Origin of the sequence: Roseomonas sp. GC11 (genome assembly GCF_024437745.1) — a bacterium.
Taxonomy (GTDB): domain Bacteria; phylum Pseudomonadota; class Alphaproteobacteria; order Acetobacterales; family Acetobacteraceae; genus Pseudoroseomonas.
The window spans coordinates 1-17974 of record NZ_JANFNY010000054.1 but is presented as its reverse complement, the minus strand read 5'-3'; the positions used below and the strand labels follow the sequence as shown (position 1 = coordinate 17974).

Annotated in this window: 16 protein-coding genes; 8 read left to right on the top strand and 8 right to left on the bottom strand. The window is 72.6% G+C overall.

The annotated features are described in order from the left end of the window. Positions 1 to 26 precede the first annotated feature (26 nt). Positions 27 to 560 carry a histidine phosphatase family protein gene (locus NON00_RS16375; RefSeq protein ID WP_256023101.1) on the bottom strand — a complete coding sequence of 178 codons (534 nt, stop codon included), beginning with the start codon at positions 558 to 560 and terminating at the stop codon, positions 27 to 29. Between the two features lie 127 nt (positions 561 to 687). Here NON00_RS16375 and NON00_RS16370 point away from each other — a divergent pair, with 127 nt between their 5' ends. From NON00_RS16370 to NON00_RS24925, 4 genes are all read left to right on the top strand, one after another. Next, a complete protein-coding gene (locus NON00_RS16370) occupies positions 688 to 1416 on the top strand; it encodes an SDR family NAD(P)-dependent oxidoreductase (RefSeq protein WP_256023098.1) in 729 nt (242 codons plus the stop codon). Next, positions 1413 to 2021, top strand: a complete 609-nt coding sequence (locus NON00_RS16365; RefSeq protein ID WP_256023096.1) for a DUF6134 family protein — start codon at positions 1413 to 1415, stop codon at positions 2019 to 2021. Before NON00_RS16370 ends, NON00_RS16365 begins: the two co-directional genes overlap by 4 nt. Before the next feature lie 115 nt (positions 2022 to 2136). Then, positions 2137 to 3681 carry a cryptochrome/photolyase family protein gene (locus tag NON00_RS16360; protein ID WP_256023093.1) on the top strand — a complete coding sequence of 515 codons (1545 nt, stop codon included), beginning with the start codon at positions 2137 to 2139 and terminating at the stop codon, positions 3679 to 3681. 84 nt (positions 3682 to 3765) lie between these two features. Continuing rightward, positions 3766 to 5835 (top strand): methyl-accepting chemotaxis protein, encoded by a 2070-nt coding sequence (locus NON00_RS24925; RefSeq protein ID WP_256023091.1) that lies wholly within the window; start codon positions 3766 to 3768, stop codon positions 5833 to 5835. Positions 5836 to 5903: 68 nt separating this feature from the next. Here NON00_RS24925 and NON00_RS16350 read toward each other — a convergent pair whose 3' ends face one another. After that, positions 5904 to 7091, bottom strand: a complete 1188-nt coding sequence (locus tag NON00_RS16350; protein ID WP_256023088.1) for an alpha-hydroxy acid oxidase — start codon at positions 7089 to 7091, stop codon at positions 5904 to 5906. Positions 7092 to 7180: 89 nt separating this feature from the next. Between NON00_RS16350 and NON00_RS16345 the strand changes: the two genes are divergently transcribed. From NON00_RS16345 to dapA, 3 genes are all read left to right on the top strand, one after another. Continuing rightward, complete coding sequence (locus NON00_RS16345; protein ID WP_256023077.1) at positions 7181 to 7945, top strand: FadR/GntR family transcriptional regulator; 765 nt, start codon at positions 7181 to 7183, stop codon at positions 7943 to 7945. A 272-nt stretch (positions 7946 to 8217) separates the two neighbouring features. After that, on the top strand, positions 8218 to 8781 hold the full coding sequence (locus tag NON00_RS16340; RefSeq protein ID WP_256023074.1) for a hypothetical protein: 564 nt from the start codon (positions 8218 to 8220) through the stop codon (positions 8779 to 8781). A 3-nt stretch (positions 8782 to 8784) separates the two neighbouring features. After that, positions 8785 to 9741, top strand: a complete 957-nt coding sequence (gene dapA / locus NON00_RS16335) for a 4-hydroxy-tetrahydrodipicolinate synthase (RefSeq protein WP_256023071.1) — start codon at positions 8785 to 8787, stop codon at positions 9739 to 9741. Between the two features lie 144 nt (positions 9742 to 9885). Here the strand turns inward: dapA and NON00_RS16330 are convergent, their stop codons facing one another. The 6 genes from NON00_RS16330 to NON00_RS16305 all read right to left on the bottom strand — a co-directional run bounded on the left by NON00_RS16330 (position 9886) and on the right by NON00_RS16305 (position 16804). Beyond that, a complete protein-coding gene (locus NON00_RS16330; RefSeq protein WP_256023068.1) occupies positions 9886 to 10623 on the bottom strand; it encodes a metallophosphoesterase in 738 nt (245 codons plus the stop codon). Then, complete coding sequence (locus NON00_RS16325; protein WP_256023066.1) at positions 10620 to 12056, bottom strand: deoxyribodipyrimidine photo-lyase; 1437 nt, start codon at positions 12054 to 12056, stop codon at positions 10620 to 10622. The genes NON00_RS16330 and NON00_RS16325 overlap by 4 nt, the downstream gene beginning before the upstream one ends. Next, the gene (pdeM, locus tag NON00_RS16320; RefSeq protein ID WP_305123394.1) at positions 12053 to 12937 is read right to left on the bottom strand and encodes a ligase-associated DNA damage response endonuclease PdeM; all 885 of its coding nucleotides are present in this window, start codon (positions 12935 to 12937) and stop codon (positions 12053 to 12055) included. The genes NON00_RS16325 and pdeM overlap by 4 nt, the downstream gene beginning before the upstream one ends. Before the next feature lie 129 nt (positions 12938 to 13066). After that, a complete protein-coding gene (locus NON00_RS16315) occupies positions 13067 to 15625 on the bottom strand; it encodes a ligase-associated DNA damage response DEXH box helicase (RefSeq protein ID WP_256023063.1) in 2559 nt (852 codons plus the stop codon). Between the two features lie 190 nt (positions 15626 to 15815). After that, positions 15816 to 16316 carry a hypothetical protein gene (locus NON00_RS16310; RefSeq protein ID WP_256023061.1) on the bottom strand — a complete coding sequence of 167 codons (501 nt, stop codon included), beginning with the start codon at positions 16314 to 16316 and terminating at the stop codon, positions 15816 to 15818. Beyond that, positions 16313 to 16804, bottom strand: a complete 492-nt coding sequence (locus NON00_RS16305; RefSeq protein ID WP_256023058.1) for a hypothetical protein — start codon at positions 16802 to 16804, stop codon at positions 16313 to 16315. The genes NON00_RS16310 and NON00_RS16305 overlap by 4 nt, the downstream gene beginning before the upstream one ends. A 250-nt stretch (positions 16805 to 17054) precedes the next feature. On the opposite strand from NON00_RS16305, the gene NON00_RS16300 reads away from it, so the two are divergent. After that, positions 17055 to 17974, top strand: a 920-nt coding sequence (locus tag NON00_RS16300; protein WP_370688729.1) for a hypothetical protein, incomplete at its 3' end; no start/stop codon positions are given.

Here is a 17974-nt window from a genome sequence, read left to right as displayed (position 1 = left end):
GGGCTGTTATCTCACACTCTGGCATCTCAGGCGGCCATTTCCGGCAGGTCGTTCGGCGCGACGAAGCGCACCAGCCGGCCGCCGCCGGCCTCCAGCGCGCGCCAGGGGGCGGCGAGGGTGAATTCGGCCAGGGCGCCGGTGGGGTAGTTCTCGGCGAGGCGCTGGGTGCCGGGGGCGTTGCCGGCCATGCCCGCCGGCCCGGCCAGGGCGAGGGCGAGGTCGTGCAGCCCCGGATTATGCGCCACCAGGAGCAGGCTGCGCGCCGTTTCCGGCACCTGCCGCAGGGTGGAGAGGAGGCTCTGCCAGGGCGCCAGGTAGAGGTCGTCCAGCGGCTCCACCATCGGGCTGTCGGGCAGGGGGCCGAGGGCCTCCAGCGTCTGCAGGGTGCGCCGGGCGGAGGAGACCAGCACCACGTCGGGTGCCAGGCCCAGGCTGTGGAACACGCCGGCCATGGCCATGGCGGCGCGTTTGCCGCGCGCATTGAGCGGGCGGGCGTGGTCCGGCAGGCTGGGGTCGTCCCAGGACGACTTCGCGTGCCGCAACAGGAGCAATTGCCGCATGGGCGCAGTGTGGCACGGCGCGCGGCGCCTGTCGCGGGGGGGTGGGGCGCTGAGGCTCTTCCCGAGGCTTCCCATTCCGCCGGCCGCGCCCATTTCCGCCCGCGAGTGTGTGGAGCAGGAGGTGGCGATGGCCGGGCGCGTGGTGGTGATCGGGGCGACGGGCGGGGTGGGGTCGGCGCTGGCGCGGCGGCTGGCGGCGCGCGGGCAGGAGCCTTTCCTGGTGGGGCGGGACGCGGCGCGGCTGGGCGCGCTGGCGGCGGAGCTGGGCGCGCCCTCGGCGGTGGCGGATGTGCTGGAGCCGGCGGGGCTGGCCGCCGCCGTCACGGCGGCCGGGCCGGTGCTGGCGGGGCTGGCCTATTGCGCCGGCTCGATTCCGCTGAAGCCCCTGAAGCGGCTGACCGAGCAGGACTTCCTGGAGGCCTGGCGGCTGAATGTGCTGGGCGCGGCGCTGGCGGTGCAGGCGGCGCAGCCGGCGCTGGCGGCGGCGCCGGGGGGTGGGGCGGTGGTGCTGTTCTCCTCGATCGCGGCGCGGCAGGGCTTTGCCAACCATGCCGCCATCGCCGCCGCCAAGGCGGGGGTGGAGGGGCTGGTGGTGGCGCTGGGGGCGGAGCTGGCGCCGGCCATCCGCGTCAATGCCGTGGCGCCGAGCCTGATGCGCACCGGCATCGCCGCGCCGCTCACCGCCAATGCGGCGATGGCGGAGGCGATCGCGAAGCTGCATCCTCTGCCGCGGCTGGGCATGGCGGAGGATGCCGCCGGCCTCGCGGCTTTTTTACTGTCGGAGGAGGCGGGATGGATCAGCGGGCAGGTGATCGGCGTGGATGGCGGGCGGGCGACGCTGCGCAGCAAGGGGTGACGCGGCGCCGCGCCCTGCTGGCGGTGCCCGCCTTGTCTCTTGTGGCGGCCTCCGGCGGTGCGCGGGCGGCGGCGGCCCTGCCGCCGGGCGGCTACCGTTTCCGCCTGCTGCGCGAGGGGCGGGAGGTGGGCACGCACAGCGTGCAGGCCGAGCCGGATGGCACGGTGCGCAGTGTCGTGACGGTGGAAGTGAAGCTGATGTCCATCACCGTCTTCCGCATGCGGCATGAATATGCCGAGCGCTGGCAGGAGGGCCGCCTGCTTGGCTATGCCGCGCTGACGCGGCGGGGTGGGGAGGAGGGCCGGGTGGAGCTGGCCGCCAGCCCGGCCGGTCTGCGCGGCCGTGGCCCGGAGGGGCCTTTGTCGCTGCCGGCCGAGGCGGGCCCGCTGGCCTGGTGGGCGCCGGCGCATCTGGTGGACCGCCCTTTGTTCGACACGGCGACGGGCCAGCCCTTGCCGGGCGCGCCGCAGCGTTCCCGCGAGGGGGCGGAGACGGTGTGGTCCTGGCCCGAGCGTGGCATGGAGGCGCGGTATGACGCGGCCGGCCGCTGGCTGTCCTTCCGCATGCGGGGCGATGACGGCAGCCTGATCACCTATGCGGCGTGACATGCGTGCGGTGTGACGCGCGGGCCGTGCTGCCGGCCGCCGGCGGCGGCTGGCCCTGAAAAAAAGAAAGAATGGGGGTCTGGGGGAAATTCATTTCCCCCAGATCTCTTGTGTCATGACCGTGCTTCGTATCGTCCTGGGCGACCAGTGCAGCCGCCACCTTTCGGCCTTGCGCGGCCTCGACCCGGCGCGCGATGTGGTGCTGAGCATGGAGGTGGCGGAGGAGGCGGATGCGGTACCGCATCACCGCCAGAAGATCGCCCTGGTTTTTTCCATGCTGCGGCATTTCCAGCGCGCGCTGCGGGCGCGTGGCGTGCAGGCCGAGCATATCCTGCTGGACGACCCCGAGAACACCGGCAGCCTCACCGGCGAGGTGCTGCGGGCTGTGGCGCGGCACCGTCCTTCCCGCATCGTGGTGACGCATCCCGGCGAGTGGCGGGTGGCGGAGATGGTGGCGGGCTGGGAGAAGGCGGCCGGCGTGCCGGTGGAGGTGCGGGAGGATGACCGTTTCCTCTGCACGCGGGCGGGGTTCGCGCAGTGGGCGGCGGGGCGGCGGCAGCTGCGCCTGGAATATTTTTACCGTGAGATGCGCCAGCGCCACGGCATCCTGCTGGCGCCCGATGGCACGCCGGAGGGCGGCCAGTGGAATTACGACTCCGAAAACCGCCGCCGCCTGGAGCCCGGGCTGCGCCCGCCGCCGCTGCCGCGCTTTCCGCCGGATGAGATCACGCGCGCGGTGCTGGAGCTGGTCGCGCGGCGCTTCCCGGAGCGTTATGGCGGGCTGGAGGGGTTTTCCTGGCCGGTGACGGCGCGGGATGCGCGGCTGGCGCTGGCGGATTTCCTGCGCCACCGCCTGCCTCTGTTCGGCGACTACCAGGATGCGATGGCGGTGGGGGAGCCGGTGCTGTTCCACAGCCTGATCTCGCCGGCGCTGAATGGCGGGCTGCTGGAGCCGCTGGCGGTCTGCCAGGCGGCGGAGGCGGAGTATCGCGCCGGGCGGGCGCCGCTGAACGCGGTGGAGGGGTTCATCCGCCAGATCCTTGGCTGGCGGGAGTATGTGCGGGGCCTCTACTGGCTGAAGATGCCGGAGTATGCGCGCGGCAATGCGCTGTCGGCGGAGCGCCCGCTGCCGGATTTCTACTGGACGGCGGAGACGCCGATGCGCTGCCTGCGGGAGACGCTGCGGCAGACGCGCGATGGCGCGCATGCGCACCATATCCAGCGGCTGATGGTGGCGGGGAATTTCGCGCTGCTGGCCGGGATCGCGCCCGAGGCGGTGAATGAATGGTATCTCGCCGTGTATCTCGACGCGGTGGAATGGGTGCAGTTGCCGAACACGCAGGGCATGGCGCTGTTCGCCGATGGCGGGGTGATGGCGAGCAAGCCTTACGCGGCCTCGGGCGCCTATATCCAGCGGATGAGCGATTACTGCGGCGGCTGTGCCTATGACGTGAAGCGGCAGAGCGGCGCGGGGGCGTGCCCCTTCAACTTCCTTTACTGGGACTTCATCGCGCGGCACGCGGCGCGCTGGCGGGGCAATGCGCGGATGGCGCTGCCGCTGCGCAACCTGGAGCGGATGCCGCCGGAGCGGCTGGCGGCGATGCGGGCGCAGGCGGCGGCGTTCCTGGCGGGGCTGGCGCCGGCGCGGCGTTATCCGTGAGGCGCGCGCCGCTCCCGGCGGCAAGGAAACCTTCACCCTCCCTGCGGCAAACAGGACCAATCTCGCCGCCTTGGAGGGTTTGCCGTGCGGATCCGCACCTTTTTCCTGGTCTGCTTCTGTGGCGTGGCCATTCCTGGCGCCATTGCCTCGGTGTGGCAGTCGCTCCAGGGATGGTCGGCCTGGCAGCAGGCCAGCTATGCCAGCCTGGCGACCACGGCGGTGAGCGACGCCCAGCGCGCCCAGACGGCCATCGCCGCCGAGGTCGGGGCCTATGCCACGCAGCTGCGCAGCGACTCGCCCAGCATCGCTGCCTTCGAGCAGATGGCGCCGGAGACGGACCGGCTGCTGCGCCGGGCGGTGGAGAGCGCGGCGTCGGCGAAGCTGGATATCGGGCAGGCGCGGCAGGCGGTGGATCTGGTCAGCGCCACGCGGCAGCGTGCCCTGGCCGATATGCGCCGCCCCAGGGCCACGCGCGACAATAGCCTGCCGGCGGAGACGCAGCGGGTGCGCAACAGCGGGGTGGAGGCGATGGCGGCGCTGGCCGCGGCGGCCTCCCGCGAGGTCGCGGCCACCGCGCCGGATGCCGGGCTGATCCTGGAGATCGCCAATGCGGTGATGGATATCCGCGACTACGCCGGGCGCCGCAACACGGTGATCGTCAACTGGATCATCGGCCAGCCGGTGACGCAGGAGACGCTGGAACTCGCGCACCAGCAGGGTGGCCGGGTGGAACAGGCGTGGCAGACGGCGCAGCGGCTGATTGCCGCCATGCCGCGCAATGCCGCGCTCCAGGCCGCGGTGCAGGAGCAGCGCCGCACGCTGGAGGGCGAGGCGGAGCCGCGCTGGCGCCAGCATATCGCCCTGGGCCGGCAGGCGCTGGCGGGGCAGCCCGTCACCTGGCCGCTGCTGCCGGTGGATAATTACCGCGCCTGGGCCACCCCGGCGCAGGCACAGATTCTGGCGCTGCGCGATGTGGCGCTGGATCAGGCGATGCTGCGCACCGCCACCGCCGCCACCGCCGCGGAGTGGGATTTCTTCCTCGCCGCCCTGCTGGCGGTGCTGTGCGTGGGCATCGCGCTGGCCTCGGTGCTGATGCTGATGCGCCGTGTGGTGCTGCCGTTGCAGGGGCTGACCGGCACGGTGGGCCGCATCGCCGATGGCGAGCTGGAACTCTCCGTGCCCGGCAAGGCGCGGCAGGACGAGCTGGGCGAACTGGCGAAGGCGGTGGAGACGCTGCGCGTCAGCTCGCTGCAGCGGCGGGAGATGGAGGCGGCGCAGCAGGAGGGGCAGCGGGCCGAGCTGGCGCGTGCCCAGCGCGTCAATGAACTGCTCCGCCACTTCGAGGATGAGACGGCGGGTGTGCTGCGCGCCGTGGCCGCCGCCGCGACGGAGATGGATGCGACGGCGGGCAGCATGGTCGAGATCGCCGCCAACGGCAACAACCGGGCCAATGCGGTGGCCAATGCCTCGCAGGATGCCAGTGGCAGCGTGCAGACCGTGGCCGCCGCGGCCGAGGAACTGGCCGCCAGCATCGCCGAGGTGGCGCGGCAGGTGAAGGACAGCGCCTCGCGCGCGATGGTCGCCACCGAGGCCGCCGAGCAGACGGACCGCACCGTGCGCGGCCTGAACGATGCCGCCGGGCGGATTGGCGATGTGGTGCAGATGATTTCCAACATCGCCAGCCAGACCAACCTGCTTGCCCTCAATGCCACGATCGAGGCGGCGCGGGCGGGGGAGAGCGGCAAGGGCTTCGCCGTGGTGGCGGGGGAGGTGAAGAACCTCGCCAGCCAGACCGCCAAGGCCACCGAGGAGATCAGCGCCCAGATCGCTTCCATGCAGGCGGAGACGGGGCGGACGGTGCAGGCGATCGGCGAGATCGCGCGCATGATCCGCGAGCTGAACGAGGCGACGGGCACGGTGGCCGAGGCCGCCGGGCAGCAGGCGGAGGCGACGCAGGAAATCGGCCGTGCCGTGGCGAAGGCCGCGGTGGGCACGCAGGAGGCTTCCCGCCATGCCGCCGGCGTCAGCGAGGATGCGGAGCGCACCGGCCGCGCGGCCGAGGATGTGCGTGGCGCCGCCAGCGAACTGGCGCAGCAGTCGGAAATCCTGCGCGGCCAGATGGACAGTTTCCTGTCCTCGCTGCGCGCCGCCTGAAAAAACTGAAGGCGGGGTCTGGGGGGACCCTGTCCCCCCAGAGTCTTCTCTTTTCTCTTTCCTTGGCCTTACTCCGCCGCCAGCCGCGCCTCCCCGGAGCGCGGCACCTCCCCCCGGCGCGGCGCGTGCAGGATCTCCGGCGTGATGCCGGCGATGCTGTTCGTCCCTGTCAGGGCCATCGAGATATCCAATTCCTTGCGGATGATCTCCAGCGCCTTGGTGACGCCCGCCTGCCCGCCGGCGGCGAGGCCGTAGAGCCAGGACTTGCCGATCATGCAGCCCTTGGCGCCCAGCGCCACGGCCTTCATCACGTCCTGGCCCGAGCGGATGCCGCCATCGAAGAGCACCTCGATGCGGTCGCCCACCGCCCCGGCGATCTCGGGCAGGACGGAGATGGAGGAGGGCGCGCCATCGAGCTGCCGCCCGCCATGGTTGGAGACGACCAGCGCATCCGCCCCCGTCTCGGCGGCGATGCGGGCATCCTCGACATCGAGCACGCCCTTCAGGATCAGCTTGCCCGGCCAGAGCGAACGGATCCACGCCACGTCCTTCCAGGACAGGGAGGGGTCGAACTGCCCGGCGATCCAGTGGGAGAGGGTGTTCAGCCCGTCCTTCGCGCCCGGGGCGTCGGCCAGGTTGCCGAAGGTCTTGCGCTTGCCCTGGAGGACTTCGAGCGCCCAGCGCGGCTTTGTCGCCACGTCGAGCATGTTGCGCAGCGTCAGCTTCGGCGGCACGGCCAGGCCGTTCTTCAGGTCCTGGTGGCGCTGGCCCTGGATCTGCAGGTCGAGCGTCAGCACCAGGGCGGAGCATCTGGCGGCGATGGCGCGCTCCACCAGCGAGCGGGCGAAGCCGCGGTCGCGCATGACGTAGAGCTGGAACCAGAAGGGCTTGTCCACCGCGCCCGCCACGTCCTCGATCGAGCAGATGGACATGGTGGAGAGGGTGAAGGGAATGCCGAAGGCCTGCGCCGCGCGGCAGCCGTGGATTTCGCCATCCACATGGAACAGGCCGGTCAGCCCGGTGGGGGCGATGGCCACCGGCATGGTCACGGCCTCGCCCAGCATGGTGCTGCCGGTGCCGCGGCCGGAGACGTCGATCATCACCCGCTGGCGCAGCTTCAGGGCCGCGAGGTCGTCGCGGTTGGCGCGCAGCGTCGCCTCGTCATAGGAGCCGCGATCGGCATAGTCGAAAATGGCGCGCGGGATGCGGCGGCGGGCGAGTTGCCGCAGGTCCTCGATATTGGTGATGGTCGGCATGGCACGGTCCCTCCGGGATGGGTGCGGCATTGTCCTCCCCGGCGGGGGTTTGGTAAAGAGTTTTGACCAAGCTTCCGCGAGGCTCCGCCATGACCGACCCGATCCGCCCGCCGCCGCTGGCCAGCGCCGTGGCCAGCCACCTGGAAGGGCTGGTGCTGGAAGGCGTGCTGCGCCCGGGCGACCGGCTGGCGCCAGAGCGGGAACTGGCGGCGCGGCTTGGCGTCTCCCGCCCCTCGCTGCGGGAGGCGCTGACGCTGCTGGAGGCGAAGGGGCTGCTGGAATCCTCCCGCGCGGGGACGGTGGTGGCGGATTTCCTGGCGCCCCTTTCCGCCCCGCTGGCCGGGCTGTTCGGCAGCAGCCCGCGCATCGGGCGGGATTACTTCGAGTATCGCCGGCTGATCGAGCCGCAGGCGGCGGCGCTGGCGGCGCAGCGCCTCACTGCGCCGGAGCGCGCGGCGCTGGAGGCGTGCCTGGCCCGGATGGAGGCCGCCCACCAGCGCGCCAGCCCGGCGGAGGAGGCGGAGGCGGATCTGGCCCTGCACCTGCTGGTGCATGAGGCGAGCCACAACCTTGTGCTGCTGCATGTGCTGCGGGTGTTCGCCGGGCTGCTGAAGCGCGGCATCCTGTTCAGCCATGAGCAATACTGGCAGCGCGACAGCCTGCGCGGCGCCATCCTGGACCAGCACCGCGCCATTGCCGGGGCCATCCTGGCGGGTGATGCCGCCGGGGCCGAGGCGGCGATGCGCGCGCATATCGTGGCGACGGAAGAGGGGTTCCTCAGCCTGCGGGCAGAAGCGGAACGGACGTCTGAAAGCCTGCGGAAGCAGGAGAGGGAAAGTTTGATTTTGGAATAAATATCAATCATGGAATTCTTCTTTTTCTTCAGAAAAAGAAGAATTCTTGCAGGCTGCCGCCGTCCTCCGGAACAGTGGGCCGCTGAACGGATAAAAGTTTTTTGGTTCTTTTTTTCAAAAAAGAACAAATTCTCCTAAAAATTCTTCCTTTTCCGTGCTTTGCCCGGCCCTGCCGGTGCGGGCGGCGTTTATACGGAATTTAGGCGCCTGCCCTGGCTTGCGCATAGCGCCTTTACGCGGGTGCCGGGAATCCTGGTGGCAGGAGGACCCTCATGCCATCCACAGCCTCTTCGTCCTGTCCTGCCGCGCTGCCGGCTTCCGCGAATGACAACGGCGCGCGGCCAGCCGCCCCGCTGGCGCAACTCCTGGCCGAGGCCGCCCTGCGGGCCGAGGACCGCGTCCTGATCATCGGCCCGCGCGGGGCGGGCCTGCTCTGCGCCGCCATTCGCCAGGGCTGCCGCAGCGGTGCCGAGGCCATCAGCCCGCCCGCCCATCCCGAGCCGGCCGATCTCGTCCTGGCGCCGGCGGTGGCGTCGGAGGCCGCCGCCCTGTCGGTGGCGCGGTGCGCGGGGCGCGCCCTGGCGGCGGGCGGCCAGGGTGGGCGTCTGGTGCTGGCGCTGCTCGGCCAGGGCGCGCGGGCGCTGGCCCGCTCCGCCCGGGCCTGCCTGCGTGCCGAGGGCTTCCGCCAGATCCGCCTGCGCGAGGCGGTGGAGCGGGAGGGGCCGCTGCTGCTGCTGGGGAGCTGGCCGCGCCCCCTGCCGGTTCCCGTGCCGCTCCCGGTCCGGGGCCATGGCCGCCCCACCGGGCACCGCGTGCCCGTGCGGGGCGGGCGCTGAGCCATGCGCGACCCCGTCCTGCAGGGCCTGATTCCGGCCCTGCCCACCCCCTTCACCGAGGGCGACGGCCAGATCGACGAGGCGGCGCTGGCCGCCCTGGCCGAGCGCGTGGTGGCGCGCGGTGCCCAGGCTGTCCTCGTCTGCGGCAGCACGGGCGAGGCGCCGGCCCTCACCGCGGCCGAGCATGGCCGTGCCATCCGCTGCGTGGCGGAGGCGGTGGGGCGGCGCGTGCCGGTGCTGGCCGGTGTCGGCGCGCCCTGCACCGAGGCGGCGGCGGCCCTGGCGCAGGCGTCCGTGCTGTGCGGCGCCACGGCCCTGCTGGTGTCCGCGCCGCCTTATGTGAGGCCGGGGCAGGAGGGGCTTTGCGCCCATATCCGCGCCGTGGCTGCCGCCGGGCAGGTGCCGCTGGTGCTTTATGACGTGCCGGGCCGCGCCGGGGTCAGCTTCACGGATGACACCATTGCCCGCCTGCGCGATGCCAGCCTGATCCACGCGCTGAAGGACGCGACGGCCGACCTCGCGCGGCCGGCCCGGATCGCCCGGCTCTGTGGCCGCGATTTCACGCAATTGTCGGGCGATGATGCCACGGCCGTGGCGCATCTGGCGATGGGCGGCACCGGCTGCATCTCGGTGCTGGGCAACCTGCTGCCCTCGCTGTGCAGTGCCGTGCAGGCCGCCTGGGCGGCGCATGACCTGGACCGCGTGGCGGAACTGCGCGAGCGCCTCGCGCCTCTCGCCACGCTGCTGTTCTGCGAAACCAATCCGGTGCCGCTGAAGGCCGCGCTGAGCCTGCTGCGCCTGTGCGAGGCGCGCCCGCGCCTGCCCCTGCTGCCCGCCTTGGCCGCGACCCGTGCCCGGCTGGCGGAAGCCCTGGCCGAACTCCTGCCGGATGAGGAGGTGCGCAGCCTGGCCGCGCTGCGCGCCCCGCCCGTGCCGCGCGGGACGCGGCTGTTGCAGTGAAGGGGGTATGGCAAAGGCTGGGGGGACAGGGTCCCCCCAGACCCCGCCTTCAGTTTTGCGTTGCGCTTTGTCTTTGGACGGTACGCGGCGAATAAAAGTTTTTTTGGTTCTTTTTTTCAAAAAAGAACGTGTTTTCTCAAACCCCTACCAGGGCAGGTCGATCCAGGAGAGATGCCCGCCCTTGCCCGCGCCGGTATCGAGGAAGACGGCACGCCCGCCGGCGGCGGAGACGGCGACATAGGGGCGGCCATCGGTCGAGCGCATCTCGTGGCCGCAATAGACGGTGATGCCGGAGGGGATGCGGTGCACCCAGTTGTGCAGGCGCTCCGGGTAGCCATCGGGGCGGGTACGGCTGGTCACCTGGCCGAACAGGGCGCGGGGGACGAGGCCATCCGGCTTCAGCCGCCCCGCCTCGTGCGGGGAGGGCTCGCGCAGCATGCGCGGGTGGAAGCCGCCATGCACGAAGATCCAGGGGCCGAGGCGCAGCCAGGCCGGGGCGTGGCTGATGGCCTCGATGGCGCGGGCCTTCAACTCCACCCCATCGGGCGCGGCGTCGAGCTGGGCGAGGGTGATGCCCAGCCCCTCCGGGTCCGGCCGCACCAGGGCGCCGGAGAGGGCGCGGCGCAGCTTGTGGTCATGGTTGCCCAGGATGAACAGGCCGCGCCCCTGCTCGACGAGGTCGAGCGCCATGCGCAGCGTGCCGGGGTTGTCCGGCCCGCGATCGGTGAGATCGCCCAGTTGCAGGACGAAGAAGCGCTTTTCCGCCGCGCCGGTGATGGCGGCGGCGAAGGCCGCGGCATCGCCATGCACATCGCCCACCACCCGCAGACCCTTGTAGTCGCGCTTGAGACGGGAGAGCAGAAGGGTGGGCGAGCCGGTCATTCCACCGCCTTCAACGCGCTGAGCGCGGCTAGGGCGCGCGCGCGCCCGGCGTCGTGATCGACGATGGGGTGGGGGTAGTCGCGCCCCAGCACCACCCCGGCGCCGCGCAGCACGAGGTCCGGCGCCTGCCAGGGGCGGTGCAGCCAGCCATCCGGCACGTTCCTCAGTTCCGGCACGAAATGGCGGACATAGCGGCCCTCGGGGTCGAATTTCTCGCCCTGCAGGATGGGGTTGAAGATGCGGAAATAGGGCGAGGCATCGATGCCGCAGCCTGAGACCCATTGCCAGTTCATGGCATTGGCCGCGAGGTCGGCATCCACCAGCGTGTCCCAGAACCAGGCCGCGCCATTCTGCCAGGGTTGCAGCATGTGCTTCACCAGCAGGCTGCCCACGATCATCCGCACCCGGTTGTGCATCCAGCCATGTTGCCACAACTGGCGCATGCCGGCATCCACGATGGGGTATCCCGTGCGCCCCTGCTGCCAGGCGCGCAGCAGGGCCTCATCCGGCTGCCAGGGGAATTGCTCGTATTCGGCGCGCAGCGGGCGCTCGGGCAGCTGCGGGCTGTGCCACAGCACATGGTAGGCGAATTCCCGCCAGAGGATTTCTTTCAGATAGGTCAGGCGCCCGCCGGTAAGGCCGGCCGGCGCCACGGCGTGCCAGATGCTGCGCGGCGAGATCTCGCCCCAATGCAGGTGGGGCGAGAGGCGGGAGGTCAGGTCCTGCCCCGGGAAATCGCGGTCGCGGTCATAGGTGGCGGCGTGCCGCGCGGCGAATTCGCCGAGGCGGGCCTGGGCGGTGGCCTCGCCGGGCGTCCAATATTCGGCGAAGCGCGCGGCCCAATCCGGCACGGGCGGGCGGGGCAGCAGGCGCAGCGCCTCCAGCGCCAGCCCCTCCTGCGGGGGCTTCGTGCCGGTGAGGGCGGTGGGGGCGGGGAGGGGCGGCGGCGGCTCCCCCAGCGCCAGCATGGCGCGGGAGAAGGGGGTATAGACGGAATAGGGCTGGCCCTGGCCGGTGCGCAGCCGGTGCGGCTCGGCCAGGGTGGCGCCGCTGTGTAGTTGCAGGGCGATGCCCCGCGCCGTCAGTGCGGCGGCGATATCGGCATCGCGCTGGCGCGCCCAGGGCTCATAGAGCCGGCTGGCATGGACGGCGCGGGCGCCCAGCGCCGCGGCGAGATCGGGGATCACCCGCCGCGCCTCGCCCCGCAGGAGGAGAAGCGGCGCGCCCAGCCCCGCCAGCGCGGTGCCGAGGGCCTTCAGGCTGTGGTGCAGCCACCAGCGCGCGGCGCCGCCCGGCGCCCAGGGGTCGCTGTCGTCGAGAATGAAAACCGGCAGCACCGGCCCCTCGGCGGCGGCCGCGTGCAGGGCGGCGTGGTCGCTGAGGCGGAGATCCTGGCGCAGCCAGAGCAGGGTGGGGGTGGCGTGTGTCGTCATGGCGCCGATATCGGGCCAGGGCGGCGCTTGCCCAGAGGCGGCCGCCCTGCCGGCGCGGCGCCGCCATGCTGGCCCAGTGAGCCGCCGCCAGTTGGATTGAGGGCGGCTCCGCCGCCAGTCTGACTGAGAGCGGCTCCGCCGCCAGTTTGATTATGGGCGGCTCCGCCGCCATGCCGGGTGAGGGCCGGGGGCGGCGCGGCCGGGGCGGCGCGGGGGATCTGCCGCAGCGGCCCGGTGGCGGTGCTGTAGAGCCGCTCCTGGCCGAGCAGGAAGGCCCGCCCGCCGCGCGGGAAGAGCGCCGCGATGGCCGGCGCGGTGACGGAGAGCCCGCCGGTATAGGCGCCGAAGGCCGGCAGCAGCAGGCGTTTCGCATCGGCCAGGAAGCAGGGCCGTTCCACCGGGCCGCCGCGCGTGGCGATGCTGGCCTTGGGGTGGAAATGGCCGGAGATCTCGAACCCTGCCTGTGGCCCCGGCACCCCCTCATGGCGCAGGGTGATGGCGCCGAGGCGGAGTTCCTCCACCGCCTGGCCGGGCAGCCCCTCGGGCGCCACCGGGTCGTGGTTGCCGAGCACCCAGGTGGCTTCCCGCCCTTCCAGCAGCCCGGTGAGGCTGGCGCGGTCGGCGGGGTGGAGGCGGCGGGCGCCCTGGGCGTCGTGGAAGCTGTCGCCCAGGAAAACGAGGCTTTCCACGCGGTAGCGCCGCAGCAGCAGGCCGAGGCGCTCCAGCGTCTCGCGCGTGTCGAAGGGCGGCAGCATCTGGCCGCGCGCCGCGAAATGGCTGCCTTTTTCCAGATGCAGGTCGGCCAGGACCAGCAGCTTCCGGGAGGGCCAGTACAGGGCGCCGCCGGGATCGAGGGCCAGCCTTTCGCCGGCGAGGTGCAAGGGCGCTGAAATCATTTTCTCGGCTTTGCGTTACCGGAGCCGCGCCGGGTGCGAAAGAGGAAAAGCGCCCCTCTGTTGCCTCGCGAAAACAGAGGCGGTGCGAAAACTGCCGTGGGGGTCCGGGGGAACTCAGTTCCCCCGGCGGGAGGGTGCGGGAGGGGCGGCGCCCCTCCCGCGCGGCCGCCTGGGCCTTTCGGCGCGCGGCGGCGCCGCTGGCAGCTGCTCCTCCAGCCCGAGCACCCCGGTGAAATGCTCCGCCCCCCCCGTGGCCTCCTCCACCAGCGCGGTGGCCTCGGCGAGCAGCGCCTCCTCGGCAGTGCCGGACACCCATTCCCGCCCTTCCTCGATCAGCGCCGGGACGGCGAGGGGGGAGACGCGTTCCAGCGCCCGGTGGCGGATGCGCCCCTGGATGCGGGCCAGCAGGGTGCCGATGCGGCCGATATCGGTCAGCCCGGCGGCGGCCTCGGCGCGGGTGGCGCGCAGCAGGATGTGGTCCGGCTGGTGGCGCCGCAGCACGTCATAGATGAGATCGGCGCCCATGGTCATCTGCCGCCCGGATTTCTCGGCGCCCGGCTGCTTCTTCTCCAGCAGCCCGGCGATGGTGGCGATGGCGCGGAAGCTGCGGCGGAGCATGGAGCTTTCCGCCATCCACTCCTCCAGTTCCTCGCCCAGCAGGTCCTCGGTGAACAGCGCGGCGATATCGGCGACGGGGAAGGCGCTCCACGCCGCCAGCACGTAGTCGGTGGCGAGGAAGCCGAGCGGCCCATGCCCCAGCCGCTCCATCCGCCGCGTCAGCAGCATGCCGAGCGTCTGGTGGGCCAGCCGCCCCTCGAAGGCATAGGCGACGAGGAAAAACCGCCCCGCGCGCGGAAAGGTTTCTATCAGGAGCCCCTCGGCGGGGGGCAGTTCGGAGACCGCCTGTTGCAGCCGCAGCCAGTCCCGCACCGGGTCGGGCAGGCCGCGCCACTGGCGCGGATCGGCCAGGATGGCGCGCACCCGCGCCGCCAGATGCGTCGAGAGCGGCATCCGCGCCCCGGCATAGGTGGGGACGCGCGGCTCCCCCTCGCCGCCGCGGCTGACCAGGGCGGCGCCGGCCTCCAGCCGCTCGAAGCGCAGCACCTGCCCGGCGAAGAGGAAATTGTCCCCCGCCTCCAGGGTGGAGAGGAACCACTCCTCCACCTCCCCCAGCACCTGCCCGCCGCCCCCTCGCCCGCCGCGCAGCCGCACCTTCACCATCGGGGATTCGACGATGGTGCCGAGGTTCATGCGCAGCTGCCGCGCCACCTGGGTGGTGCGCGGGTGGATCATCCCCTCGCTGTCACGGAACAGCCGGGAAAAACGCTCATAGCCGGAGAGGGCATAGCCGCCATCCTCGACGAAGCGCAGCACGTCGTCGAAGTCGCGGCGGGAGAGGGCGGCATAGGGCGCGGCGCGCGTCACCTCGGCGAAGAGGTCATCCGGGTGGAAGGGGGCGTGGCAGGCCATGGCCAGGATGTGCTGCGCCAGCACATCCAGCCCGCCCGGCCGGGGCGGTGCGCCATCCACTTCCCCGGCGGCGACGGCCTCGATGGCGGCGCGGCACTCGATCACCTCGAAGCGGTTGGCCGGCACCAGCACGGCGCGGGAGGGCTCGTCCATGCGGTGATTGGCGCGGCCGACGCGCTGGAGCAGCCGCGCCACGCCCTTCGGCGCGCCCACCTGGATCACCTGGTCCACCGCGCCCCAGTCGATGCCGAGATCGAGCGAGGCGGTGGCCACCACGGCGCGCAGCTTCCCCGCCGCCATCGCCGCCTCCACCCTGCGGCGCTGCTCCACCGTCAGCGAGCCGTGGTGCAGGGCGATGGGCAGGGCCTCCTCGTTCAGCCGCCACAGCGCGGCGAAGCAGAGTTCCGCCTGGGCCCGGGTGTTGACGAAGACGATGGTGACCCCCGCCGCGGCGATGCGGCGATAGACCTCCGGCATGGAGGCCAGCCCCATATGCCCGCCCCAGGGCAGGCGGCCCTCGGGCAGCAGCACCTCCAGCGCCGGGGCGGCGCCGCCCGCCGCCTGGACCAGCCGCACCGAGGCTGCCCCCGAGGCCGCCCGGGCATCTGGCGCCACCCAGGCGGCGATTTCCGCCGGGTGGGCGATGGTGGCCGACAGCCCGACCCGCCGCAGCCCCGGCGCCAGCCGCGACAGCCGCGCGAGGCAGAGCGCCAGCTGGTCGCCGCGCTTGGTACCGGCCAGGGCGTGCACCTCATCCACCACGGCGCAGGCGAGGCCGCCGAAGATCTCCCCCGCCTCGGGCAGGGAGAGCAGCAGTTCCAGGCTTTCCGGCGTGGTGAGCAGGATCTGCGGCGGGCGCTCCCGCTGGCGGGCGCGGCGGTTGGGCGGGGTGTCGCCGGTGCGCGTCTCGATGCGCAGATCCAGCCCGATCTCCTCCACCGGCGCCATCAGGTTGCGGGCGATGTCCACCGCCAGGGCCTTGAGCGGCGAGATGTAGAGGGTGTGCAGCCCCTCGCGCGGGGCGCGGTGGAGGTCCACCAGGCTGGGCAGGAAGCCCGCCAGCGTCTTGCCGCCGCCCGTGGGGGCGATGAGCAGCGCCGACTCCCCGGCCTCGGCCGCCGCCAGCATGGCCAGCTGGTGCGGGCGCGGGGTCCAGCCGCGCGCGGCGAACCAGGAGGCGAAGGCGGCGGGGAGAGCGGGCATGGCAGGGAGGTAAGGCAAGGACAGCAAAAGGGAAGAATGTTCTTTTTTGAAAAAAAGAACCAAAAAACTTTTTTCAGTTTGGCGTCCCGCCTGGACGGGAGACGGCGGCAGCCTTGAAAAGTCTTTTTGCTTCTTTTTCTTCAGAAAAAGAAGATTTTCTCTCAAGAGAACAAAAAATAAATCCCAGTTCTCACTGGAGAAATCTCCATCGCGCCGTGGCCGGCTCCGCCCCGGCCCAGCGCCAGCCGCGCCCCTGCCGGCAGGCGGTGGCGAGGAAGACGCCCTCCGGCGGGGCCTCGGGCCTGTCCTGGAGGGAGAAGAGCACCTCCCGGCACTGGGTCAGTGGCGTGTCGATGACGCGGGTGACCTCCAGTTGCCCCGTGGTGTCGCGCCAGCCGAAGGGCAGGCCGTGGCGGGCCGTCCAGGGGCGCGGCTCGCCCGGGGGCAGGGTGCCGGCGGCCTCGGCGATGGCGGTCTGTTCCTCGGCCTGCAGGCCGCGCAGCCAGGCATCCACGGCGGCATCGGTGGCGGCGCGCACGCCCACGCCCACGGCATAGCCCACGGCGGCATTGCCGCTCAGCGTGCCGCTGGCGGCGCCGGTGACGCCACCGGCGATGCCGCCCGCCAGTTCGCACCCGGCGAGCAGCGGCGCGGCCAGCGGCAGGGCGAGCAGCAGCCAGGGCCGCCTCATTGCAGCGACCCCCAGCGGGCGGTGGCGGGCTCGGCGCTGGCCCATTTCCAGTGCTCGCCCTGGCGGCAGATGATGGCGGTGAAGAACTCGGTCTCCTCCTTCTTCTCCGCCGCGACGGAGAAGACGATCTCGCGGCAGGCGAGGCCGAGGGCGCCGATCTCGCGGCTGATGGCGACGCGCCCGGCGCGGTCCGCCGCCAGGGGCAGGGTGTGGGAGACGGACCATTCCGCCACCTGCCCGGCTCCCAGCGGCCCGGCGGCGGTGGCGATGCTGTCCTGTTCGGCGGCCTGGAGGCGGCGGCGGGCATAGTCCAGCCCGGCCCGCGTGGCGGAGAGGGTGGCGACACCGATGCCCGCGGTGATCGCCGTGTCGCGCGTGATGGCGCTGGCCAGGCCGGCGCTGCCCAGGCCGGAGAGTTCGGCGGAGCCCTCCGTCACCAGCGCGTCGCAGCCGGGCAGCGCCAGCAGGGCCGCGAGCAGCGGGGCCATCAGCCGTGAAGCGGGCAGCCGTGAAACGGGCAGCCGTGAAACGGGCAGCCGTGAAGCGGGCAGCCGTGGAGCGGGCGGTTTCATGCCGGGGCGTCCTCCGTGTGGTTGCCGTTCCTCGTTACGGCAGCCGGGGCATCCGGTCGAATCGCGGCTTCGCCACCGTAACGTCACAGGGCTGACCCGATCGGCCCGGAACAGATTAACATTTCCTTCCGATAAGCCGGCCCCACCGAAGCCTGACGAGGGGCGCATGACGATCCGGACCTCCCTGCTGACCACCTTGCTGCTGATGGGCGGCCTGGCGGCGGCGCTGGCGCTATGGCTGGCCGCAGGCGCCTGGGATGATGCGCGCGCCGCGCGCCGGGTGGACGAGGCGACGCTGCGCCTCTCGGCCCTGGCGGCCGTGCGGGAGGCGCTGGTGCGCGAGGCGGTGGTGCTGACGGACCTCGCCCTGGCCGCGCCCGGTGCGGCCGATGCCCCCGCCCTGGCGCGGCTGCGCGCGGCGGGGGAGGCCAGCGCGGCGGCGCTGGCGCCCTTGCTGCGCGGCGAATCGGCGCTGGCCGCCGAGGCCGCCGCCGGGGTGATGGCACCGCTGCGCGCCGCCCTGCTGGAGGCTGCCGCCCAGCCGCGCGACGAGCGCGCGCGCGCCCTGAACGATGCCCTGCCCGCCGCGCTGGAGGTGGCGCTGGGCCAGCTTGGCCAGGTGGCGGCGGGCCTGTCCCGTGCGGCGGCGGCGGGCGCGCCGGGTGCCGCCGCCGCGCTCGGCATGGCCGCCGAGGCGCAGACCCTGTTCGAGACGATGAGCCGCCGTTCGATGATGCTCTCGCTCGGCATCGCCGGGGGTGCGCTGGGTTATGAGCGGGCGGTCGCCGCCACGGCGCTGGGGGGGCGGGTGGCGGAGGCATGGTCGCGCCTGCGGGCCGCCGCCGCCCAGGCGGGGGAGGCCGCCCCGGCCCTGGGCGAGGCCAGTGCCGCCCTGGCCGCCGGGCTGATGGCGGAGGGGGAGGAGACCTTCGCCGCCCTGGTCGCCGCCGCACGGGACGGGCTTCCCGCGCCGATGACCTATGCGCAGTTCCGCGACTGGGCGCCGCGGACCCTGGCCGCCGCCCTGGTGCCGCGCGATGCCGCGCTGGCCGAGGCCGCGGCCCAGGCCGGGGCGCAGGCGGCGGC